This window comes from Acinetobacter bereziniae (assembly GCF_016576965.1).
GTDB lineage: Bacteria > Pseudomonadota > Gammaproteobacteria > Pseudomonadales > Moraxellaceae > Acinetobacter > Acinetobacter bereziniae.
This window is the reverse complement of the sequence record NZ_CP066119.1, coordinates 1,307,546-1,330,187: the sequence shown is the minus strand read 5'-3', so window position 1 is coordinate 1,330,187 and position 22,642 is coordinate 1,307,546. Positions and strand designations below refer to the sequence as shown.

The following is a 22,642-nucleotide window of genomic DNA, read 5'->3' as shown; positions in this document are numbered from 1 at the left end:
CACGAGCTTTTAACATGATAGAAAGATTATCACTTAATTCATTAAAGTTTTTTTATTATGTGGCGATTGAGGGAAGTGTAACCATTGCAGCAGAAAGGCTTTATGTTACCCAAAGTGCAGTAAGTCGACAAATTAAAAATTTAGAAGATTTACTGAATGTTGCTTTATTTGAAAGAAAAAATAAATCATTAATTTTAACCGCAGAAGGTAGAGTGCTTTTAGATTGCTGTCAACATGTTTTTAATCAATTAGATCATTGTGTAATCAGTATCAAACAACAAAAATATAAGAACGATAATTTAATCATCTCCTGTGAACCCACGATTTCGATGAAATGGCTAATTCCTCGTATGGTCAGATTTAATGAATTAAATCTTGGTTTTGGAATCACCCTTTTAACTGGTGGTGGACCTCTAGATTTTCAAAATCAAGATATTGATCTTGCCATTCGAAGAAATGATTTTGCTTGGGGTGATCATATTTTCAGTACCAAAATTATTGACGAATTTATGTTTATGGTGAATTCCAATCAACAAAGTGCTACAAATTTGTTATTAAGTACATCACGTCCAAAGTTTAAAAATTACCTAGCGAAAGAATATCCTGAAATCTCAAAATTAAACACCATTGAGCTTGATCACTTTTATTTATGTATTGAGGCATGTTTATCCGGTTTAGGACAAACAATTGTTTCTGGCTTTATGATTGAACATGAACTTGATCACGATTTCTTTCAAGTTGAAAAGTATCTCCACTTTGATGATTCAGCCTATTACCTATTGGCATCCTCTTCAATCGAAGAAGACAACAGAAAAGTGATTTTTAGAGATTGGCTGATTAAAGAAATGCAACAAACTCAACAAAACCTGTTGCATAAATTTGGCTTTGTAAACAGCGACAAAGAGTTAGTGTAAATCAAAAAGAATAGGCTGTTTTATCAATCTCCATTAGATCCATAATTCAACATAAAAACCCTCGCCCAAACTTTTCCAAAGGAGAGAAGGAACTCCCGATATCATTCTAATTTAAAATCCATTATCAATTCTTGATCTATACAAAAATCTAGTCTATAAAAGTATATTTAAATAAAAAAAAACCTTGTATCTAATTGGGATATAAGGTTTTTTTAAAAAATTAAAAATTGCAGATTCTTATTCTTTATTTTAATTATTGATAATCCAATGAAACAGTTGCCTGAGTTTGAACATAACCTGGTGTTGCTGTTGCTAAAGTCCGGTAATATCGTGCTTTTAATGTTTTCATAAATGTCGTTGCAGTTGAACCAACAGGAATCGAATAAAAAGGGCTTTGTGCCCCAATCGCCAATGGCACATCGGTACTGTCTCTTAACTGCACATCGACATTACTGCGATTTGCTAAACTCGGTGAATTTTTTAAAATTCCGTTGTTATTTATATTGCTTGGCGTATAGCTGTCAGTGATCGTTGCCAATAGAACTTTATTTGGCATTGCTGCGGTACAATTAATATTGACATTAAAAGCTTGTTCATTGGCTGTTTGATTACTATTCAATGTTGCCGTCGGCACAGGTGCCAAATTCACCACTTGATTGAGCATAGTACACGTAGGTAGCACAAAGTTCATTTTAACGTCTACATATATTTCTGTTGCTCCCACTTTTGGCGTACCACTGGGCATAATCGTCGAACCATTATAATCATCATATTTATAATTAATTGTTCCTAGATGAATTCTGACTGTTGCATTATTTAAAGCATCGATTATTGCTGCTGAAGGTTTAGTTATAGACAATAACTTTAAATTAAATACTGGATTTCTCACATCTGCTGAATTAGTTCCTGAATTAGTTGCACCTCTAAAATATGCTTCACCACCAATCAATACAGGCGTACCTAAACCCGTATTGGGTAAAATATTATAATCTGTATTCAATGCAATTATATTTTGAACCATTGGAGGGCTATTATTATTGTCCTGTAAAGAAAAAGATATTTGAACATTACTCGTCAACCAAATTTTAGCCGCAGCAAGCGTTACCGGATTAGCACTCGAACCAGTTATCGTTATGGTAGGTCCTACACCAAAAGGGCTAATCCCTACTAAATCAGTATTCCCCGTCGTAGCTCTAAAACTAGAACGAATTGCTACAGGATTAGAGCAATTTTTAACTGATGGTGCTGAATTAGTATCATTGAATGTTTGATTATATGGAAAACTATTGATTGTCCCACTCACACGATTGAAAGTCACAGAATTATATGTTGTACAATTTGCAACTGCTGCCAACCCGGATTGAGAAAATATCAATATAAATGGAGCTGATAACCAAAATAACTTCTTCATGATCTATTTACACTCCACATTGATAATATTGAAATTTTCTGTATTTTTCTGTGTTAACAATGACTTAGATATCGGTTCAATCTTACACTGTTGATTGGCTTCAGCTCCCCAAACTACAGATGTATCATGCAATAATGCCTCTTGTTTATCTACGATCACTTGGCTAGATGCACCCACAATACCCAATACATTGCCCTGTTCATCCTTTAATTGACTGCCCATCGCAATTTGTGAATCTAAAGCGTAACGAATACGCAGTAAAATATTACTTGATTTATTGGCTTTAAATTCAGTAAGTTGTGAACTATATCTACGTGGAATCACTTCAGTTTGGTTAGATTCCAAAGTCACATTTGCAGGCAAATCAGCAGGGTCAAGCGTGATTAAATTTTTACTGTATGGTGTGTTGTATGGATAAATCGCATTTCCAAAGCGATCAACTTTTACCCCCCAAGCATTTGAAACAACAGCGCCCATCCCCTCTTCCGCATGCACAATAGTGTAAGTGTCAGGCAACGTATTGACTGGGGTAATCCCAAAACGATGGGCAACAACAGCACCTTGTGCGGATAAAGAATACTGGGTGTTGTTTTGATTGGTTGAAAGGGTTGCACCTAGATTCACGGCAGGCAATAAATAATTAATGTTGCCATTAAATAAGGTATCGTGCTGATTATTAATCACCCCTGCACCAAAGTTCAATTCATTATGCGCACCCAAAACGCCTGATAGACTGACATTTGAAGTGGTATTTGAATCTTGGTCATGCTGAACACTGGCATTGAGTGACATATTTTTCTTGCGCCAATCGAGTGGAACGGTCATGGAAAAATAAATAGCATCGCCTCGTTTACGCGCATGATCTGAATAGTCGGTACGTGATAAGCCAAGGTTATAACTTATTCTGTTCCATGTATTGCCATAACTCAGGTTATATTGATAATAATCTTGGCTGTCATCCCAATAGTTATTTTTACGAACTGCTAAATTAAAATTACCGAGACGTGTATTTGGGAATGACTTGGAAACACTGATGCCCATATTTTGTTTTAGATTATAATTATACAAAAAGTCATCATACTCACGATCAGTTAAATCAGCCAAATTACGCTGATACAAATGTGAGGAAATGCTCATATATTCACGGTCATAAGCCGAATAATCTGCATAAAAATTTAGATTTTGAGCTAGCCAATCATAACGATAATTCAGACTGTATTTTTGCCCACGATAATCCTTACGATATAGTTCAGATTCAGTATGTTCTATAGAAGCGGTTACGCCACCAAGTAGTGTATTAGTAGATATTGCCAGCAAGCCACTGGCATAGTCATCACTAAAATTTGCACCTGCACCAATGGTCAAGGCATTATTGATCCCGTAATTAAAACTGCCTTGAAACAATTTATCATGGGTTGTTTCATGACGTGTGCGATAACGACCACCCGCAACACTGTAGTTATAACGACCTTGACGCACTAAATCATAATTGCTTTGCATCGGAACATTAAAGCTTCTTCTTTCACCGCCTGTTTCAGTAATTTCAACGGTTAAATCTCCTGAAGTTGCCGTATTTAAATCAGTAATACGAAATGCGCCAGCAGGTACGGTACGCTCATAAATTTTTTGACCACTTTGATAAATTCTGACTAATGCATTGGTATTGGCAAAATTTTCAATTACAGGGGCATACTGCCGAGCTGACCACGGTAACATTTCCTGATCAGACGCCAATTGCGCACCTACAATGGGTAAATTATCCAAACGATAAGTTGTGGTATTGAATTGCCCTAAACTCAAACGTGATTTTAATCGGGTCATATCGCGATATAACACGTTTTGATCAGAATAATAGTGCCCCAAACCTGAGTTTTCAGACTCAAATGCACCTGCATGTCGGTAGTACCAACCCGCAATATTTAATCCCCCATTTAAACCCAAGTATTTGCTTTCTCGATCTTCATCACGGTTATAGTTAAACGCATAACCAATAAAACTTGAATTTACCCCTTGATTAAATAATGCTGGATCAATATATCCTTCTGGACGTTCGACTCGTATTGCTTGAGGAATGGAAACATTCAGTTTTAATTGAGACAAATCAAAGTCATAATAGGCATCAGCATTGACTTGTTTAATGGTTCGACATGGCATTTCAGTTAAACTTTTACGAAACGCTGGTATTAAATCAAATTGATTTAATAAATTCGTATCTACACAAAGCACAGCCGAACGTTGCCCATCCAAATGATCAAAGCGGACTTCCTGATTACCGATCACTTGCTTATTGACCGACAACTCAACTAAATATTTACCAGGCGCAACAAAGTTTTTAACTTCAAAATTGGCTAAAGAAACATTACGGTCATTGCCAAATAAAGATGCAGAATTAAAAGTCACTAAAGCATTATTTTGCGCAACCAATTGAGTATTGTCTTGAGCAATCAAATGTTGATTGTCTTGTGCGAGCAAATTTTGTTGATTTTCTTCAGCTGACACCTGCAAAGCAATCGCAGACAACAGCATTAAGCAGAGCTCGCTTTTTTTAAAATTTAGCATGCTAAACGATCCATTATTAGTGTTTTATTACTGCATGACGGCTTCGAATGTTTGTACTGCGCCTAGATCATTGACAATTTCATAGGATATTTTTGTTGTTGTGAGATCGGGGATAAAATTTTTTAAATTACGACTGCTAAAAGGCTCTAACATGATGGCATCTTCGCCGGAGTTAAAAGCATGATTTTTTCCACTTTCTACTTGTAAGACCGTAATGTAATACGGTGTTGGATTACTAATGGTCAAACTATTTGCAGAACGATCTAGTTTAAATTGAAGGCTTTGTTGTGCATGATCGGCTTTCATTGCCAACTGTGTTGGACGATAAAATAATTTAACGCGTGTCCGTACCGTAAATGACAAATGATTTTTATCAGCTAAATTCGGGTCACTCGGTGGAATATCTAAAATATTGAACCAATAAATCGACTCTCGATCTTTTGCTAATTTTGAGGCGTCTAAAGGAATAATTCGAATAATTTGCCCTTTATTTGGCTCAATGCGAACTAAAGGTGGATTAAGTACGAATGGGACTTCTTCTGCCTGAGGGGTTTTCTTTGGATCGCCATTATCAATCCAAGCTTGTACCAATGCAGGTGTGTCATATATGTTTCTGAGTTGGACATTTACACTTTTAGACTGAGCAGGGAAAATTATACGTGTACCATCTATAGACACCCCAGCATAAGCAAGTGGCATGGTTAAGAATACACATATAGCAGCTTGTAGATAACGCATAATATTCCCCTTCACAATTTAAGCAAACACAGATTAGTTATATTGCAATGTATAATTTACAGTTGCTGTCACATTCTGCGCATCTACAGAACCAGTTTTAGTGAAGTAGCGTGCTTTATAAGTCATGGTTGCAGTGCCAGTACCATCTGCTGCAAGCCCTGTGATCGCACTTTTTGCTTGTGTACCCCAAGCTTGTGAGTAATCTACAGGTGTATCTGCATCAGTTAAAATTTGAATAAATACTGGCTTAGCAGATGAAGCATCTGTTGACTTGTTTACTAAAGCTGTTTTTTCTGTTGCATCATAATCCGCAGCCGCCGCTGTTTCTAAAAACAAACCTTTAAGTGCTTTATTTGTTGCCGCATCACAGCCACCTGTACCTGCACCATTTTTAAGTTGTAGGTCAAAGCTTTTCGTTGCAGCAGATTGGTTTGCTGTTGTAAAAGTAGAAGTTGGAACTGTATCTAGAGTCACGATAATATTTTTAGAGCCAGCAGTGCCTGGACCTGACCCAGTTAATGTACATGTGCTATCAGTCACTACACCATTGACAGTGATTGTGCCGTCTACAGCAAAAGTATGTGTACATGCTAAACCTAAAACTAACGCACTTACTGTCGATAAAGATAAACTTTTCATGCAATAAACCTCATTGGATTTTAATAAAAAATAGTACTGAATTATTATTTTGTTCACCTATATTTATTAACAGTAAGGTTCACTTAATTAATAATTCCAAATTTGTGAATCTAGTTACTATTTATTTAAAACTACCTTGTTATAAAAAAAATAACAATAGTTCAAAAATAAATCAGGAACTTCACTCTGATTCAAATGATACATCTGTCACATTTTTTTTGATTGATTTATTGTCATACTAATACATTACTTTTTATCATTTATTTATTTTATTTATATAATACAATAAAATACAAACAACTTTCCGCTGTTAAATTTTTAAAAAATCTATTTGATTTAAATTTAAGCAATCAAGAAAATATTTTTATAATTGACGAATGATGAAGAGATTATAATATTTTAGTTAAGCTAATTAATTTATTTTTATTTTAACTTAAACTAAATTATTAATAAAAATTTAAAAATACAATTATATTTTAAAAACAACTAAATATTATAATTTTATTAACATAACCATTATTTACTTTTACCTTAATTAATTACCAATTTAAAAAAATAAATTATTGATCTATTTAATTTAATGACATTTCTGTAATCATTCAAACAGTAAGTTTAACTAAAATTTAAGGAAAAAATTAAAACCTAAATCACATTCTAGATTAAAATAGATCTAGCATCCTGATTCAAAAAATAATTATAAATTCATGATTTTATTAAATTTTTAAATATAATGAAAAAGATTAAAGTCTTATTCATTATTTGTTAATGATCCAAGCTATTTAGGAAAACTCATAAAAAAACTGCAATCACTTAGGATTGCAGTTTTTGCTAGTGTTTAAAATAAAGACTTATTTCAAACTATATGCAATCACATAGTCACCATGATCAGGTGATTGACGCGCTCCACCTGCTGTGATCATGACATATTGTTTGCCTGTTTTCGGAGATACATAGCTGATCGGTGTGCCTTGGCTACCCACAGGTAAGCGTGCTTTCCAAAGCTCTTTACCAGAAGATGAGTCCAAAGCGCGTAGGTAGTAATCTTGCGTTGCAGCAAAGAATACCAAACCACCTTGCGTTGCCATTGGACCACCAATGGTTGGCATTCCAATCGGTGCTTTCAGCCCCATCTTAATCCCCATCGGTCCAGTATCTTCTACTGTTCCCATTGGTACTTGCCATGCAATTTGACGAGTTTTCATATCAATCGCAGTCATGGTGCCATAAGGCGGTTTTTGGCATGGAATATTCAACTTCGACCAGAAACGATCTTTATTGACTTTATACGGCGTACCTTTCATCGGTACTGCACCCATCCCAGTATTGACCTTCTCACCACCATTTGCCTGTTTAGCCAAATCTTCAGGTGTTTGTTCAATCAACTGAATCCATAAACCTAAGCGCATGTCATTGACAAACATATATTGATGACTTGGATCGAAAGCAATACTGCCCCAGTTCATACCACCGAGAGAGCCTGGGAAACTTAACGATTTATCTTTACCCGGTGCAGTATATAAGCCTTCATAACGCATTGATTTAAAGTTGATACGACACATCAATTGATCAAATGGTGTAGCGCCCCACATATCCGATTCAGTAATGGTTTGATTACCAATCTGCGGCATTTCAACAGAGCGAGGTTGTGTCGGACTATATTGTTCACCTTGAATATCTGCTGGCTTGACAGCTTGCTCAATCACCTTGGTTAAAGGTTGCCCCGTCAAACGATCCAAGACAAAAAACTGACCGGATTTCGTTCCAATCACCACAGCAGGTTTATTCGAACCATCTTTCATTGGGAAATCGACCAAACTCGGTTGCATCGGTAAATCAAAATCCCATAAGTCATTATGAACAGTTTGATAAACCCACTTTTCCTTGCCCGTAGTCGCATCCAAAGCCAAGACAGATGAATTGTATTTATGGTCCAACGGTTGGCGATTGCCACCCCAAACATCCACAGAAGAACTGCCCATCGGCAAGAATACCGTATTCATTTGCGGGTCATAAGACATCGCAGCCCATGAGTTTGCTGAACTGCGTTTATAAGTTTCACCTTCTTTTAACACATGGTTTGGATCTGGATTACGTGGATCAAAAGCCCAACGCAATTGCCCTGTAATCACATCATAAGCGCGGATCACACCACCGGGCATATCTGCTGCAAAGTTATCCGCAATTCGACTTCCCACAACAATCACTGTACCTGCGATGGTTGGTGCTGAGGTTACTTCAAATCGTGGTGCAGTGGTTCCCTCACCCAAACCTTTGAGTAAGTCTACAGTACCATCCACCCCGAAATCTTTACAGCGTTCACCTGTATCCGCATTGACTGCGATTAAGCGACCATCAGGTGTGTTAGTATAAACACGACGCAAACATGAGGTATTGTTTGCCACAGCTTGAACAGGCGTAGCACCTGCCAAAGTTGGCTGAACCAATGCTTGGGTTGAATCAAAATAAGCCACACCACGGCAACGTTCCCACGCATCAGACTTAGAATTCACTTCAGCTTTCCAAAGTTGTTTTCCTGAATCTGCTTCTAAGGCAAAAATGTTATTGTGCGGTGTACATAAGTAGATCTTATTGCCGACTTGCAATGGGGTCATTTGATCTTCAGCACCATTGCCTGTACCTGTAGTAAAATCACCTGTACGGAAACGCCATGCTTCTTTTAACTGATGTACATTATCTCGAGTGATTTGATCCAATGCAGCGAAACGGCTTCCCCCTGCATCCTGCCCATAATGTTGCCAGTTGGTTTGTTTCATGTCTGTTTTAACAGGAACCAATGGCAATGCCTGCCCCGTTGCAGCAACCGTTGGATGTGGTTGGAACATCTGATAAAGTCCAATCAGCATCCCAACAACAGTCACAACACCCAAGCCATAAGCAGGTAGACTCATGCTCGGTTGAGCTTGATAACGGCGAATGGCTGGTAAACTAAACATCAATGCTGCAAATAAGCCTGCTGGAAACATCAGTCTTGAGAATAAAGGCCAAAACTCCCAACCTGCGTCAATCAAAGCCCAAATCAATGTACCGATAAAAACCAGACTAAATAAGCCGACACCGATCACTTTTTTCTTAAAAATGAAAATCGCAGAAGCTAAGGTGAGTACGCCAGAGATCACGAAATACCATGATCCCCCCAAGGTCACCAGTTTTATCCCACCCACTGTAAAAAACAGTCCTGTGAGTAATAAAGCCAATGCTAAAATAAAACACCATATTTTCAGTATAGTATGTGAGTTCGAAGATTCAGACATACGTCATACTCCTAGATTAGAAATTTACACGCATGCTTAAACCTGCAACCCATGCATCATCCACTTCTTTAACACCTGCGGGTTGATGAATATATTGTAGGTTTGGTCTGAGCATGACCGCTGGTGACCATTGGTAGGTATAGTTCAGTTCAATATTTAACTCATCACGTTGAACAGGAACATAGTCTGCTGCAAATGCATCGTATTCGTCATAACCACGACTATTATTCAGCGCAATTTGACGGTCTTTATAACGATCATTCACCACATAATTGGCAATACCAAAACCAATAGAATCATTTGGACGACCATCAAATGGTCCTTTGTACCAAAGCGCCAATTGTTGTGTGCTTTGGACTGCTGTGGTGGCTTTATCATTCACCACGACATTCACACTGGCATATAGACCACGTTTAGGATCATTGCCTTTTTGGCTCAATTGTTGTTGTGCATTCAACCAAAAACTGTGTTTACCGTCATGTACTTTACCCGTGGTTGCAATATCATTGGCTTCAGCTGTCGAATACAATGCACCGACTTTATATTCACCTGGCAAACCATCGAATGTCGCGAGTTTCGGTCGCCAAGCCAGTTCAACAGGAATTGTTGCACCTTTGACATTATTCATATCCAAATTAAAACCATCGCTATTTTTGGCGGTTTTAATATTGTCTGGATTGACTTCATAGACACCCACACCCAGTGTCCAATCTGGCGCAAATTGATATTTAACATTGGTTCCCCATAGCCCCACAGGTAAGTTGTACCAAATGGAGCCAATAGATTTTCCAAGCTGTCCGCCACATAGTAATAAATTCTGGAATTCACACTGTGAACCATTGAAGTCGTCAGACATGCCCATACGCCCAATCTTGAATTGAACTGTATTGTCAGCAAATCCTTTTTTGACCCATGCTTGAGTCAGACGCCAAATTTTACCTCGACCATAAATTTCTTGTGAATTTCCCAATGCACTCGAACGAGGATCTTTAATACGATCCAAAGTCAAAGCATTGCCATCACGCTTGGTGATTAAAATATTGGCGGTGGTATTGTCCCAACCTGCTATTTTCTCTAGATCAAAATTTGCACCTAACGCCAGTTGCGCTGCATTTTTAAAAGTATTGCTATCGTTATAACCGCCATCTAAATTGGTGGCTGCTTGACTCATAATAGAAGCAGTAAATTTATAACCTTGTTTTTCCAGTTGTTGACGCTCACCATTCCAATCACCCAATAACCACTGACGATCCTGTGACCACGGTTGATTCGCAAAGCTGTGTTGAACAGTACAAAGCGCAACAGTCAAGCAACTCAGTTTGATCAAAAATCTTTTTGAATTCATCTCAAGCTCCTGATTGTTATTTTAATTTCACAGCTGAACTGAGTTCAGAAGTTGCACCCAAACGATCTGTAATATTTGCGGTAACAGATGCGAATTTATTGGTCGGTTTCCATAAAAGCTTGGCTAGACCTTGTCCATTGGTCGCAGCAACAGCTGAACCTAAATAAAATTCTGCTTCATTTGAGCTCGCTGAAGTGTTTCCAAAGAACTCAATCTGATAACGTTGATTTGGTTGCCCCTTGACTTCAACCGTAACTTGACCTTTGGCATAGCTTAATTTAGGTGCTTGAATGCCTTGATTTGGTTGAGCATTACAACCTTGCTCATTCGGCTGTTGACAAGTTTTCTGTAAATTTGCTGGATCAATCTTGACACCATGACCACGTGAACCCACAAAGTGCGCATGTTCCAATCCCGGAATATCAAAGATAATCGCACCTACACGTTGATTAGGTACACAACTCCCCCCCGCTTCACAGCGCTTAATGTCTTGACCGTTATTCCAAATTTGGTTCTTGGTAAGCGTGATGTGTGCATTGGCATCTTTTTCAGAACGAATCGCAATACCAACACGGTTTCCATGGACTTTATTGCTGTCAAAAATATTGCCATCGCCTGTTAAGTTAAAACCATTCGAGTTATTGGTCAGTTCATTGTAGGCAATATAATTTCGCTTGCCCCAGTTGATCTGCAAGCCATCTGAATAGTTTTCAAACTTATTGCCCACCACGGCATTGTCATTGCCCCATAAAATCTCAATACCTTGCGATGGCTCTGGATTTGCAGATGTTGAAATAAAGTGATTATTTGCAACCAAGTTAAATGCTGCACCACGGGTTAATTCAAGCCCATCACCATTGTCTTGGAAATAATTATTCAGCACTTTATTGTTATTGGTGGTGGTTGCAGTAGGATTGCCCTTGCCATCATCTCCTGTCAACATCACGCCTGCACCACCATAGTTATGCATAATGCGGTTATTTTGAATCAGGTTATTACTGGCACGATTCATTAAAATACCAATACAGAAACGGCGAATTTCTACACCTTGAATAGTGACCCCGTTGATGTCACGCAAAACTAAGCCTGGTAAAGTTGTGGTACGCACATTGGTACCAAACTGCCCTTCAACCGCTCCCGGACAAGCTTCAACACCTGTCCCTTTAATATAATTTGAACCATCAATGGCGATAAATTCACCTGTTTTCGCCCATTGGGTTCCCGTAATTTTTACGGGTGCTTTAATCTCAGGTAAAGGACTATTCACCTTGATGGTATAAGGTGCTGTCCCAACCGCTTGAATCAAAATCTCACTGGCCTCAGTCGGTTTGGCATTTGCCTGTTCAATTGCCCAGCGCAATGAACCTTTTTCACTGTCATCCTGATAGCGGTCTACCACATAGCTTTCCGCCATTGCTAAACCAGAAACTGCAAGCCCTATCGCCAATGCGCTTAAACGTAAAGAAATCAATTTCATGTCTTAAAAGTCCTTTTAAATTATGGTGTAGGTTGAACAGTTTTCAATAACTGCTTCAATTGGGTTACATCAATTTGACCGGGTGCAGAAGCTTCACCGATCATGCCGAAGCTAAAGCTGCCGCCCATATTTGCCGTAGCAATTCGAGAAATAGTGCCCAACTTGCCCATCGACATGGTCAATAATGGCTTTTTGGATTGTTGACTCACTTTTAAAGTGGCATTCATTAAGGTGAATACATCTTGTTTGCTTTGTGGCATCACTGCGATTTTTAAAATATCTGCCCCAAGCTCATCCTGTTTAAGTAAACGTTGAATGATCTCATCTTCATTAGGTGTCTTTTTAAAATCGTGATTCGACATCACAATCAATACTTTTTTGGCATGTGCCAGTTTTACGATACTGTTTACGGCTTGTGGATCTCGGAACATCTCCACATCTAACATATCCATAAATGGCTGCTTTAAATAAGCTTGATAAATTTTTGCATAATCCGCATCAGTGATGGTCAACTGCCCACCTTCATTGTGTGTGCGAATGGTAGCAATCATCGGCTTGCTGCCTAAAATCTGTTTAAGTTGATGCCCCAAAGCAATCACTTGTTGTGTGTTGTTGGCAAAGTCGAGCAAGTCGATACGGAATTCCGCTAAATCTGCATCGGGATTACTTGCAATCACTTTGGCTTGCGCCAAGGCTTGTTCTTGAGTTTTGGCAGTAATCGGTACAATCGTTTTCACTGGAAGTTTTGCCAGTTCAGATAATTCAACACGCTGTACTGGAAGTGTTTGTGCTTGTGTCATTTGCAATGTAAAAATTGGGCTCAATGCCAGCATCACTGCTGCAATTTTTTTTAATTTCATTTTCCATCTTCCTTAATAGATGATCTGTAATAAATAATTCGAATATAGATACTGTTTTAATGTCCTATGCTTTAAACCAATGTACTTAAATCGCATTCATCCTCCCTTTTTACGGGGAGGAAAATCATAAATTGATCAAACTCCATGATGATCAAAGTAAGATTTGACAAAATACTTAGATATCAAAAAATACCGTTTCATCTTCACCTTGAATACGAATATCAAAGCGATAGACGATTTCGCCATCAACTTCCGTACGTTTGGCAATAAGAGTCTGACGACGAGTCGCCCATTCAATACTGTTTAAAACTGGATCATTGGCATTGGCATCTACTTCATCCTCAAAATAAATACGGGTATGTAGTCCAATGTTGATGCCACGTGCAAACAGCACCACGGCAATATGAGGTGCTTGAATCGAACCTTTACGTCCAGCTACAGCACCGGGTTTTACAGTTTCAAAATGCCAAAAACCTGTTTCAAAATTCGCCCCTGTACGCCCCCAGCCTTGAAAATGTGGATCTACAGTTTTGCCTTGGGTATCTGCCTGACTTGGATAAACACCATTGCTATCTGCTTGCCAGATTTCCAGTAACACATCTCTTAATGGCAAACCCAGTCCGTCAAAAACTTGACCTTCCAGGCGAATACGTTGCCCTTGAGTTTTGTCATTGGTCAATTGGTGATTAAAGTTGTGTTCAAACACTTCAATATTGGCTTGTTGAGGCAATAAGCCAATATGAACATAAGGACCACCTGTTTGAGATGGGGTCTCTTTCAGTTCTTGAAAATTCCATGCGTTCATCGTATACACCCTTAAGTCAAATCATTTTCAAAATAAGTCGCACGACGACCACGAAGATGAATATCAAAGCGGTAACAACGGCTATCCGCTTCAATAAAGTTGTTTTTATCTTCGAGTGCGATCAGGGCACGACGCTGATCTTCAGAAGGAATCGTTTTTAAAATTGGGCAGCTATCAATCAGCGTATCGCCTTCAAAATAGAACTGCGAAATTAAGCGCTGTGCCCAACCATCTGCAATCAATGAAAAATGGATGTGCGCTGGACGCCATTCATTGATACGGTTACGCCACGGATAAGGACCCGGTTTAATGGTACGAAAAATGAAGAATCCATTTTCATCAGTTAAAGTACGACCACAGCCACCAAAGTTTGGATCCATCGCGCCGATAAACTTATCATTTGGATGACGATAACGCCCTGAAGCATTGGCTTGCCAAACTTCTAACAAGGCATTTTTGACTGGACGACCAAACTGATCACGAACATAACCATGGACAATAATACGTTCACCGACTGGTAAACCGTCTTTGGCATAGTTCAAAATCAAATCATTATCTTTCGCACCAAAAAGATTGGGGGAAAAATGCGGTGAGGTCACTTCTGTCAAGGTTTCATTAATCGAAATCAATGCATTTTTTGGCGAGCGTAATACACTGGTTTTATAGCCCGGTGTATATGCTGGCGGATGATCATCGGTGTTACGTTGTGGATATGCACCCAATGTATGACTTAACATGCTGGTCTCCTTAATCTTGTAGTGGTGTCGCAATAGGCTGCACTTCGATACCCAGCTCTTTAAAAACGTCTTCAGCCATATGCATTGCTGCATTTGCTGCTGGCAAACCTGCATATAATGAACTATGCAAAATCAATTCTTTAAGTTCATCCTTGGTCACACCATTGTTAAAACAAGCACGTAAATGCATTCTGAGTTCATCCTCTCGTCCCAATGCCAATAAAATCGCAATGGTCACTAAACTACGTGTATGACGTGGTAGACCTTCACGAGACCATACTTCACCCCATGCAAATCGACTGATAAAATTCTGGAAGTCTTGATTAAAATCATTTAGGTTCGCTAAAGAGCGGCCGACATGTTGTTCACCAAGTACTTCGGTACGGACTTTAAGCCCTTGTTGATAGCGTTGATCATCATTCATTGACGTTATTCCTCATCTAGAAAAATGAGCATTAGGTTGCATCGGTATGAGCAACCAAAGATTTAACAAAAATAGCGATGGCTGCTGCGGTTGCTGGAATCATGAGCAAACTGAGAATAGCGGTAAAAGACCAATCATTGCCCAATAAAACAGCCCCGATCCATGCACCAAACACAGCACCAAATCGTCCAATACCCGTCATCCAAGCAACCCCTGTTGCACGGCATTGCGTTGGGTAAAAACGAGCACTTAAAGCAGGCATAGAAGATTGCGCACCATTGATGGCTATCCCGGCACATAACACCAATAGTGCCAATAAAGTTGGATTGCTTAGGCTTTGCCCCACAGCGACTGCAAACAAACCTGCGATAAAATAGAAAGCGGAAATAATGCGATTTGGGTTAAAGCGATCCATCGCCCAACCAATAAATAAGGCACTCATCACACCACCGAACTGGAATAAACCACCGATAAATGCAGCTCGTTCCATGGTCGCGCCCGTTTCACGCATCAAGGTCGGTAACCAGCTGGTCAGCAAATAAATCACCACCAAGCCCATAAAATAGGTCGACCAAAGTAAGAGCGTGCCTTTGGCATATTGTTTTGAAAACAACATACCGAATACATTTTTCTTTTCTGCAACAGCAGACTGCTCTTCTGGAATATGAAATGTTTGCGCAGTTTTTACCTGCTCTGGTGCAATGTGGTTTAAAATTTTGCGAACCTTCTCTGTTGATTGTCCTTTGACAATCAAGAAGCGATAAGATTCTGGCAACACGAAAATGACCAATACCATGAGTATCAGTGGTGCGATTCCGCCCAGTAAAAATAGACTGTGCCAACCAAAGGTCGGGATTAACCAACTACTGATAAATCCACCAATCGCCATCCCCAAGTTATAACCGCAGAACATGCAGGTCACGAGCAATGAGCGAATGCGTTGTGGACAATATTCTGAGAACAAGGTAGTGGCATTTGGCATCGCCGCACCTAAACCAATACCTGTTAAAAAGCGTAATATCACAAGGCTGTTTAAGTCTTGTGCATAAGCAGATGCCAGTGTAAAACCACCAAAAATCAGCATCGAAATAGTCAAAACAATCTTGCGACCAAAGCGATCTGCTGTAGGACCTGAAACCAATGCACCGATGATCATTCCACCCAGTGCTGCACTCATGACAGGTCCAAGTTGGGAACGATCAATGCCCCAATCTTGCGCCAAAGCAGGTGCAATAAAGCCCATTGCAGCAGTATCAATGCCATCGACAAATACGATGAGAAAACAAATAATTGCAATCATCCACTGATATTTACTGACAGGTGCATCATTGATCAGCGCCTGCGCATCCATACTCTTGTTTGGGGCAGCAAATTCCTGTGCCATAGTTGCCTCCTTGTAGGCGAATTCCTTTCTAACCCTTGCGGTTATATGCTTTGAATAAACTTAGACAGCGCCTGATTGAACACTTGAGGCTGTTCAATATTGGATAAATGGGAAGCTGCCAAGATTTCAAGCTGACTGTTTTGAACAAGTTGATGCATAAATTCTGCATCTTGAACTGTGGTGACAGGGTCATACTGCCCCGCAATAATCAATGTGGGTATTTGGATTTGATTTAACTGATCCCGAACATCTGCATCTGCCAAAGCTCTACAGGCATTGGCATAACCTTGTGATGGAGTCATTGCTAAACTTTGAATGGTTTTTTGTGCCAATACATCATGGGCATAATCAAAATGCTCACTAAACCAACGGGTATGTGTCGTTTTTACGATTTCAGCTAAACCATGTTGCTCCACACTCTCCGCTCGACTGTTCCAAGCTTCAGCAGTGCCAATTTTTGCGGCTGAATTTGCTACGCTAATACTATGAAAACGTTCAGCATGATTCATCGCCAAAGCAAGCGCAGTAATTCCACCCATCGAAATACCACAGAAATGTGCTTTGGTAATGTTTAAAGCATCTAGGATATCAACTGCATCTTCAGCTAGATTTTGCAAGGTCGTGTGGGCAACCACCTCACTCTCACCATGACCACGTGTGTCATAAGTAATAATTTGATAATGTGCTGCCAATACAGCAACCTGTGCTTGCCACATCCCATGATCAGTTCCCAAAGAGTTGGAAAACATAATCACTGGAGCATCTTTCAAACCCTGTACTTGCACAGCAAGTTGGTGTCCTTGACGGTTATTGATCATCATGATCTTTGATCCTCTTGTGCGGCTTGCAGTACTGCATCAATTTGAGCCTGAATATTGCCCAAGTAAGATATCGGGTTAAACAATGCTTGCAACGCCTGCTCATTGAAGTAGGTATTGACTTGATCCATCTCGGCTAATACCGTTTTTAAATGTTTCTGTTCAGCCACCGCTTGTTGGCATGCTTGTTCAACCAAATGATGCGCATTTAAACGCCCAATTTTTACTGCAAGTGCCATCATGACTGCTTCTGCCATGACTAAACCTTGAGTACACTCAAGATTACGTTGCATGGCGACTGCATTTACTTGCATATGTGCCAATACATCATGTGTGCGCTCTAAAGCACCTGCACATAACTGAAAAATTTCAGGAATTGCCAACCATTCAGCATGCCAAGCCCCCAAAGCACGTTCATGCTCTTGCACCATACTTTGGTAAACACTTGCCATCAAAGCAGGAACACGATTGGCTGCTGCAAGGATTGAAGCTGCTGCAACAGGATTACGTTTATGAGGCATCGTGGATGAACCACCGCGACCTTTTGCAGTGGGTTCAAAGACTTCGGCGATTTCAGTCTGCATCAGCAATGACCAATCTTTTGCCATTTTGCCGACATTGCCGACAATCAAAGCTAAAGCGCTGGCGATCTCAACCATGCGATCTCGCTCACCATGCCATGTACATGTCGGTGCAGTTAAATTGAGTAAGTGTGCATAAGCTGCGACCACAGCTGAACCTTGATCTTGCAAAGAAGCCAACGAACCTACAGCACCTCCCAGTTGGGCGGTTAAAACTCGTTGTTGCATACGATTAAGACGTTCAAGATCACGTTGCAAAGCAGCCGCCCAACGTGCAAACTTATATCCAAGCGTGATCGGTAAAGCCTGTTGTAACCATGTACGCCCAATCATGACTTGATCACGGTATTGTTGTGCTTGCTTTAAGCAGACCTGATACGTCTGTTGCAATTGTTGCTCAATCAAGATCAATGCATCTCGACACTGCAAAATGGTTGCTGTATCAATAATATCTTGACTGGTTGCACCCCAATGTACATAACGGGCGGCATCTTCATCTTGCTGTTTAACTAAGGCTGTAAATTGCTTCACAAAAGGAATCGCAACATTTCCAGCCAAACCAGCTGCAACAGCCAATGCATCGATATCCATCTGCATTAAAGCATCTTGCCCAACGCTTTCAATGACGGTAGCCGCTGATTCTGGAATCACATTGACCTGTGCCTGCGCTTTTGCCAAAGCGACTTCGGCTTGAATCATATAACCCAATAAAGCTTGATCACTAAAGATCGCAGTGACATCAGGTTGATAAAATAAGCTGGCGTATAACTGGCTCATCACAGACCTCACTCGACACGTTGAATAATCATGGCGATGCCTTGACCCACACCGATGCACATTGAACACAAAGCATATTGCCCTTGAATCTGTTCAAGTTGGTTGAGGGCGGTTGTCACCAAACGGGCACCTGATGCACCCAATGGATGCCCCAAAGCAATCGCACCACCATTCGGATTGACCCGTGCATCATCATCTGCCAAGCCTAAATCACGAGTCACTGCCAAAGCTTGGGCAGCAAAGGCTTCATTCAGCTCAATCACATCCATCTGCGCTAAACTCAGATGTGCCTGTTGAAGTAATTTCTTGATCGCTGGTGCAGGTGCAAAACCCATGATTCGAGGTTCTATTCCCACGGTTGTTGCTGCAATGATTTTGGCACGTGGTTTTAATTGATACTGTGTAACGGCTTGATCTGATGCAATCAGTAAAGCGGCTGCACCGTCGTTAATTCCTGAAGCATTACCCGCAGTTACCGTACCTTCTGCTTTCACCACACCTTTTAATTTTTGCAAGGCTTGCAATGTGGTTGACGCTCGTGGATGCTCATCTTGATCCACCAGCAAATCATCACCTTTACGCTGAGGAATGGTCACAGCAACAATTTCTTGTTTAAAAAAGCCCTGTGCCTGTGCTGCTGCTGTACGTTGCTGGCTGTTCAATGCAAACTGATCTTGATCAGCACGGTTGATGTTGAATTGCTCAGCCACATTTTCAGCCGTTTGTGGCATGGTTTCTACACCATACATGTCTTTTAGCTTTGGATTGATAAAGCGCCAACCCATGGTGGTGTCTTCAATCTTTTGGCTACGCCCAAAAGCACTGTCGGATTTGCCCATCACATAGGGTGCTCGACTCATGCTTTCCACACCACCTGCAATGATCAGATCGGCTTCCTCGGCTTTAATCGCCCGTGCTGCCATCGCAATCGCATCCAGTGAAGAACCACATAAACGATTGACCGTAGTTGCAGGCACTTCGACAGACAGCCCTGCCAATAATGCAGACATACGACCCACATTTCGGTTGTCTTCACCTGCCTGATTGGCACAGCCATAAATCACATCATCGACTTGTTGCCAATCCACGCTAGGGTTGCGTTGCATTAAGGCTTGAATCGGCACAGCACCTAAATCATCCGCTCTTACAGCTGCAAGTCCACCGGCATAACGACCAAATGGAGTTCGAATGGCATCAATGATATAAGCATTTTTCATGTGTTTTTCCTTAAATAATCTCTCTTAAGAAGCAGTGCTTCTCATCCTTTAAAAAGGAGAGAGACTTCAGCCCATTATTTATTTAGGTGAAGTCCCCCCTTTAACAAAGGGGGATTTAGGGGGATTTCATCCATTAATTCTGCTGTGTTGCATCAAGCAATTGAGCACCCGTCATCGACTGCAATTCTTCAAAGCTGAGACCCGCTACTCTTTCAATCACTTTTAAACCGTCTGGAGTCACATCAATCACACACAGATCGGTATAGATCCGGTCGACACATTTTTTGCCAGTCACAGGATAGGTCAGCTCAGCCACGATTTTGGGTTCGCCTTGTTTGGTGACATGGTCAGTGGTGATAAAGACTTTCTTGGCACCGACTGCCAAATCCATCGCACCACCCACCGCAGGAATCGCATCAGGAGCGCCTGTATGCCAGTTGGCAAGATCACCATTTTCAGCAATTTGGAAGGCACCCAATACTGCAATATCCAAGTGCCCACCACGCATCATGGCAAAAGAATCGCCGTGATGGAAAAAGCTTCCGCCTGTGAGCATGGTGACAAACTCTTTGCCTGCATTAATCAGTTCAGGGTCTTCTTCGCCTTTGGCAGGGGGTGGACCAAACGCCAACAAACCATTTTCAGAATGTAGGAATACATCTTTGTCTGAAGGAAGATATTTCGAGATTTTGGTCGGTAAACCAATACCTAAATTCACATAAGCGCCATCGGGAATGTCTTGTGCAACACGTTCTGCAATTTGGTCACGGCTTAGTTTTTGATAGCTCATGCTGCTTCTCCCTGTCCCGCATTGACAGCAACTACATGCTGTACAAAAATCCCGGGTGTAATGATATGTTCAGGATCAAGTTGACCGAGTTCTGCGATTTCAGAAACCTGTGCAATGGTGACATCCGCCGCCATCGCCATAATCGGTCCAAAGTTTCGTGCAGATTTACGATAGACCAGATTGCCCCAACGATCGCCTTGATGGGCTTTGATCAAGGCAAAATCAGCTTTGATCGGATACTCAAGCACATAGTCTTTTCCGTCGATATGACGGGTTTCTTTTCCTTCGGCAAGCAATGTACCAAAACCTGTTGGTGTGAATACTGCCCCTAAACCCATCCCCGCGGCTTGAATGCGACATGCCAAGTTTCCTTGAGGAACAAGTTCTAATTCAATCTTGCCTGCATGATAGAGTTCATCAAATACCCATGAATCAGACTGGCGCGGGAATGAACAGATGATCTTACGTACAGCCCCTGATTTGAGGAGTTTTGCCAAACCATAATCGCCATTGCCTGCATTGTTGTTGACAATGGCCAAGTCTTTGACGCCAAGCTCAATCAATCCATCAATTAGCTCTGCGGGTTGTCCTGCCGTTCCAAAGCCGCCAATCATAATGGTTGAACCATCCTTGATTTGTGACAAAACCTCTGTCAATGAGCCGGCACGCTTATCAATCATCTGACTACTTCCTGTACTGTGTAGCACTCAATTTTTCATCCTAAAAGTCGATAAAACTAAGTTGAGTGTTTTGTTCGGATTTCTTATCTTTATTCTTGATAAATTCTGAACAGACTTCTATCTTCTAAAAGCTATTTTGTGCGATTATTATTTTTAATGTTCGATCATCGAACATTATCCAACTAAATTAGTCGTGTTTCGATTAGAATAATTATTCATCAAAGGATTTTGTAGGAATGCTCTAAATTATGGAAAATGATAAAAATAAAAATCGTCGCTTGATTCATCACCGTGAAAATAAGAAAGTGATTCGACATGAAGACTTTATCGCAGGTATTGCCAAAGGCTTGGCGATTTTAGATTGCTTCGGTCCTGAACGTCACCGTTTAAATATGAGTACAGCCGCAGAGAAAACGGGTATGACCCGTGCTGCTGCACGTCGTCATTTACTGACTTTAGAATACTTGGGGTATTTGGACTTTGATGGTCATTATTATTATTTAACCCCCAAAATTTTAAAGTTCTCAGGTGCGTATCTGGATGGTTCTCCCTTACCTAAAATTTGTCAGCCTTTATTAAACTTACTCACCAATCAAACATCACTGATTTATTCAGTCATGGTGCTGGATGGTTATGAAGCCATTACCATTGCACGTAGTGCAGCGCATCAACAAACTGACCGTGTTAATCCTTATGGTTTGCATTTGGGTAACCGACTCCCCGCTCATGCCACATCCGCAGGCAAAATTTTGTTGGCACATCTAAATAAAGATGAGCAAAAAGAGTGGTTAGAAAAATATCCTTTGAAGCGATTGACTAAATATACCCATACAGACAGTGAAGTGTTTTTGGCATTGTTGCATGAGATTAAAGAACAAGATTGGTGCTACTCGTGTGAAGAACATGAGTTAGGTGTACATGCAGTTGCTGTACCGATCTATGATGCCAATGCTGATGTAGTTGCAGCTTTAAATATCGTGTCTCCAACAATCCGCACAACTCAAGATTATTTAATTACGCATATTTTGCCGTTGTTACAGGAAACAGCTCGCGACTTGAGACAAGTGGTTTAGGTGGGAAAATGACTGATATTCATTTTTTAAATTCATTATTTCCACCTGTTCTGTACGAATAGCCTAATTGCCATATTTGATCTAATCGAGCTACCATAACTCTAATTAATTTATTTTCATTAATATCAAATATTTAAATAA

19 protein-coding genes are annotated in these 22,642 nt (G+C 40.3%); 2 read left to right on the top strand and 17 right to left on the bottom strand.

Going from position 1 to position 22,642, the window contains the following annotated elements:
* Positions 1 to 14: 14 nt before the first annotated feature.
* Positions 15 to 914, top strand: coding sequence for a LysR family transcriptional regulator (locus tag I9192_RS06070; RefSeq protein WP_005030533.1), 900 nt, complete (start codon positions 15 to 17; stop codon positions 912 to 914).
* 253 nt (positions 915 to 1,167) lie between these two features.
* Here the strand turns inward: I9192_RS06070 and I9192_RS06065 are convergent, their stop codons facing one another.
* From I9192_RS06065 to I9192_RS05985, 17 genes are all read right to left on the bottom strand, one after another.
* Positions 1,168 to 2,325, bottom strand: coding sequence for a fimbrial protein (locus tag I9192_RS06065; protein ID WP_199946651.1), 1,158 nt, complete (start codon positions 2,323 to 2,325; stop codon positions 1,168 to 1,170).
* A gap of 3 nt (positions 2,326 to 2,328) precedes the next feature.
* A complete protein-coding gene (locus I9192_RS06060; protein ID WP_010591321.1) occupies positions 2,329 to 4,884 on the bottom strand; it encodes a fimbria/pilus outer membrane usher protein in 2,556 nt (851 codons plus the stop codon).
* 27 nt (positions 4,885 to 4,911) lie between these two features.
* Positions 4,912 to 5,622: a fimbrial biogenesis chaperone gene (locus tag I9192_RS06055; RefSeq protein WP_005030542.1), complete on the bottom strand. Its 711-nt coding sequence runs from the start codon at positions 5,620 to 5,622 to the stop codon at positions 4,912 to 4,914.
* Between the two features lie 33 nt (positions 5,623 to 5,655).
* Complete coding sequence (locus I9192_RS06050) at positions 5,656 to 6,261, bottom strand: fimbrial protein (protein ID WP_005030545.1); 606 nt, start codon at positions 6,259 to 6,261, stop codon at positions 5,656 to 5,658.
* A gap of 848 nt (positions 6,262 to 7,109) precedes the next feature.
* Positions 7,110 to 9,533 carry a glucose/quinate/shikimate family membrane-bound PQQ-dependent dehydrogenase gene (locus I9192_RS06045; RefSeq protein WP_005030547.1) on the bottom strand — a complete coding sequence of 808 codons (2,424 nt, stop codon included), beginning with the start codon at positions 9,531 to 9,533 and terminating at the stop codon, positions 7,110 to 7,112.
* A gap of 16 nt (positions 9,534 to 9,549) precedes the next feature.
* Complete coding sequence (locus I9192_RS06040; RefSeq protein ID WP_151798608.1) at positions 9,550 to 10,878, bottom strand: carbohydrate porin; 1,329 nt, start codon at positions 10,876 to 10,878, stop codon at positions 9,550 to 9,552.
* Between the two features lie 16 nt (positions 10,879 to 10,894).
* Positions 10,895 to 12,355 carry a right-handed parallel beta-helix repeat-containing protein gene (locus tag I9192_RS06035; protein ID WP_005030552.1) on the bottom strand — a complete coding sequence of 487 codons (1,461 nt, stop codon included), beginning with the start codon at positions 12,353 to 12,355 and terminating at the stop codon, positions 10,895 to 10,897.
* Positions 12,356 to 12,375: 20 nt separating this feature from the next.
* Positions 12,376 to 13,155, bottom strand: coding sequence for a type I 3-dehydroquinate dehydratase (gene aroD / locus I9192_RS06030; RefSeq protein ID WP_370469258.1), 780 nt, complete (start codon positions 13,153 to 13,155; stop codon positions 12,376 to 12,378).
* 235 nt (positions 13,156 to 13,390) lie between these two features.
* Positions 13,391 to 14,020 carry a protocatechuate 3,4-dioxygenase subunit alpha gene (pcaG, locus tag I9192_RS06025; protein ID WP_004828630.1) on the bottom strand — a complete coding sequence of 210 codons (630 nt, stop codon included), beginning with the start codon at positions 14,018 to 14,020 and terminating at the stop codon, positions 13,391 to 13,393.
* Positions 14,021 to 14,031: 11 nt separating this feature from the next.
* Positions 14,032 to 14,757: a protocatechuate 3,4-dioxygenase subunit beta gene (gene pcaH / locus I9192_RS06020; protein ID WP_004828629.1), complete on the bottom strand. Its 726-nt coding sequence runs from the start codon at positions 14,755 to 14,757 to the stop codon at positions 14,032 to 14,034.
* A gap of 10 nt (positions 14,758 to 14,767) precedes the next feature.
* Positions 14,768 to 15,181, bottom strand: coding sequence for a 4-carboxymuconolactone decarboxylase (gene pcaC / locus I9192_RS06015; RefSeq protein WP_004828626.1), 414 nt, complete (start codon positions 15,179 to 15,181; stop codon positions 14,768 to 14,770).
* 31 nt (positions 15,182 to 15,212) lie between these two features.
* Positions 15,213 to 16,565, bottom strand: a complete 1,353-nt coding sequence (locus I9192_RS06010) for an MFS transporter (RefSeq protein WP_004828623.1) — start codon at positions 16,563 to 16,565, stop codon at positions 15,213 to 15,215.
* Between the two features lie 41 nt (positions 16,566 to 16,606).
* Positions 16,607 to 17,386 (bottom strand): 3-oxoadipate enol-lactonase, encoded by a 780-nt coding sequence (pcaD, locus tag I9192_RS06005; protein ID WP_200150211.1) that lies wholly within the window; start codon positions 17,384 to 17,386, stop codon positions 16,607 to 16,609.
* Positions 17,383 to 18,741 carry a 3-carboxy-cis,cis-muconate cycloisomerase gene (locus I9192_RS06000; protein ID WP_200150210.1) on the bottom strand — a complete coding sequence of 453 codons (1,359 nt, stop codon included), beginning with the start codon at positions 18,739 to 18,741 and terminating at the stop codon, positions 17,383 to 17,385. The genes pcaD and I9192_RS06000 overlap by 4 nt, the downstream gene beginning before the upstream one ends.
* 8 nt (positions 18,742 to 18,749) lie before the next feature.
* Positions 18,750 to 19,958, bottom strand: a complete 1,209-nt coding sequence (gene pcaF / locus I9192_RS05995) for a 3-oxoadipyl-CoA thiolase (RefSeq protein WP_005030563.1) — start codon at positions 19,956 to 19,958, stop codon at positions 18,750 to 18,752.
* Positions 19,959 to 20,091: 133 nt separating this feature from the next.
* Positions 20,092 to 20,748 (bottom strand): 3-oxoacid CoA-transferase subunit B, encoded by a 657-nt coding sequence (locus I9192_RS05990; protein ID WP_200150209.1) that lies wholly within the window; start codon positions 20,746 to 20,748, stop codon positions 20,092 to 20,094.
* Positions 20,745 to 21,428, bottom strand: a complete 684-nt coding sequence (locus tag I9192_RS05985) for a 3-oxoacid CoA-transferase subunit A (protein WP_200150208.1) — start codon at positions 21,426 to 21,428, stop codon at positions 20,745 to 20,747. Before I9192_RS05985 ends, I9192_RS05990 begins: the two co-directional genes overlap by 4 nt.
* A 248-nt stretch (positions 21,429 to 21,676) precedes the next feature.
* Here I9192_RS05985 and pcaU point away from each other — a divergent pair, with 248 nt between their 5' ends.
* Positions 21,677 to 22,501: an IclR family transcriptional regulator PcaU gene (gene pcaU / locus I9192_RS05980; RefSeq protein ID WP_004828614.1), complete on the top strand. Its 825-nt coding sequence runs from the start codon at positions 21,677 to 21,679 to the stop codon at positions 22,499 to 22,501.
* Positions 22,502 to 22,642 lie beyond the last annotated feature (141 nt).

Bases quoted from the DNA above. Each gene is read 5' to 3' on its own strand.
- I9192_RS06000 (WP_200150210.1), bottom strand. From the start codon at position 18,741: ATGAGCCAGTTATACGCCAGCTTATTTTATCAACCTGATGTCACTGCG.
- I9192_RS06065 (WP_199946651.1), bottom strand. From the start codon at position 2,325: ATGAAGAAGTTATTTTGGTTATCAGCTCCATTTATATTGATATTTTCT.
- I9192_RS06010 (WP_004828623.1), bottom strand. From the start codon at position 16,565: ATGGCACAGGAATTTGCTGCCCCAAACAAGAGTATGGATGCGCAGGCG.
- pcaF (WP_005030563.1), bottom strand. From the start codon at position 19,958: ATGAAAAATGCTTATATCATTGATGCCATTCGAACTCCATTTGGTCGT.
- pcaU (WP_004828614.1), top strand. From the start codon at position 21,677: ATGGAAAATGATAAAAATAAAAATCGTCGCTTGATTCATCACCGTGAA.
- I9192_RS06040 (WP_151798608.1), bottom strand. From the start codon at position 10,878: ATGAATTCAAAAAGATTTTTGATCAAACTGAGTTGCTTGACTGTTGCG.
- I9192_RS06050 (WP_005030545.1), bottom strand. From the start codon at position 6,261: ATGAAAAGTTTATCTTTATCGACAGTAAGTGCGTTAGTTTTAGGTTTA.
- I9192_RS06045 (WP_005030547.1), bottom strand. From the start codon at position 9,533: ATGTCTGAATCTTCGAACTCACATACTATACTGAAAATATGGTGTTTT.
- pcaG (WP_004828630.1), bottom strand. From the start codon at position 14,020: ATGAACGCATGGAATTTTCAAGAACTGAAAGAGACCCCATCTCAAACA.
- I9192_RS06035 (WP_005030552.1), bottom strand. From the start codon at position 12,355: ATGAAATTGATTTCTTTACGTTTAAGCGCATTGGCGATAGGGCTTGCA.
- aroD (WP_370469258.1), bottom strand. From the start codon at position 13,155: ATGACACAAGCACAAACACTTCCAGTACAGCGTGTTGAATTATCTGAA.
- I9192_RS05985 (WP_200150208.1), bottom strand. From the start codon at position 21,428: ATGATTGATAAGCGTGCCGGCTCATTGACAGAGGTTTTGTCACAAATC.
- I9192_RS06070 (WP_005030533.1), top strand. From the start codon at position 15: ATGATAGAAAGATTATCACTTAATTCATTAAAGTTTTTTTATTATGTG.
- pcaH (WP_004828629.1), bottom strand. From the start codon at position 14,757: ATGTTAAGTCATACATTGGGTGCATATCCACAACGTAACACCGATGAT.
- pcaC (WP_004828626.1), bottom strand. From the start codon at position 15,181: ATGAATGATGATCAACGCTATCAACAAGGGCTTAAAGTCCGTACCGAA.
- pcaD (WP_200150211.1), bottom strand. From the start codon at position 17,386: ATGATGATCAATAACCGTCAAGGACACCAACTTGCTGTGCAAGTACAG.
- I9192_RS05990 (WP_200150209.1), bottom strand. From the start codon at position 20,748: ATGAGCTATCAAAAACTAAGCCGTGACCAAATTGCAGAACGTGTTGCA.
- I9192_RS06060 (WP_010591321.1), bottom strand. From the start codon at position 4,884: ATGCTAAATTTTAAAAAAAGCGAGCTCTGCTTAATGCTGTTGTCTGCG.
- I9192_RS06055 (WP_005030542.1), bottom strand. From the start codon at position 5,622: ATGCGTTATCTACAAGCTGCTATATGTGTATTCTTAACCATGCCACTT.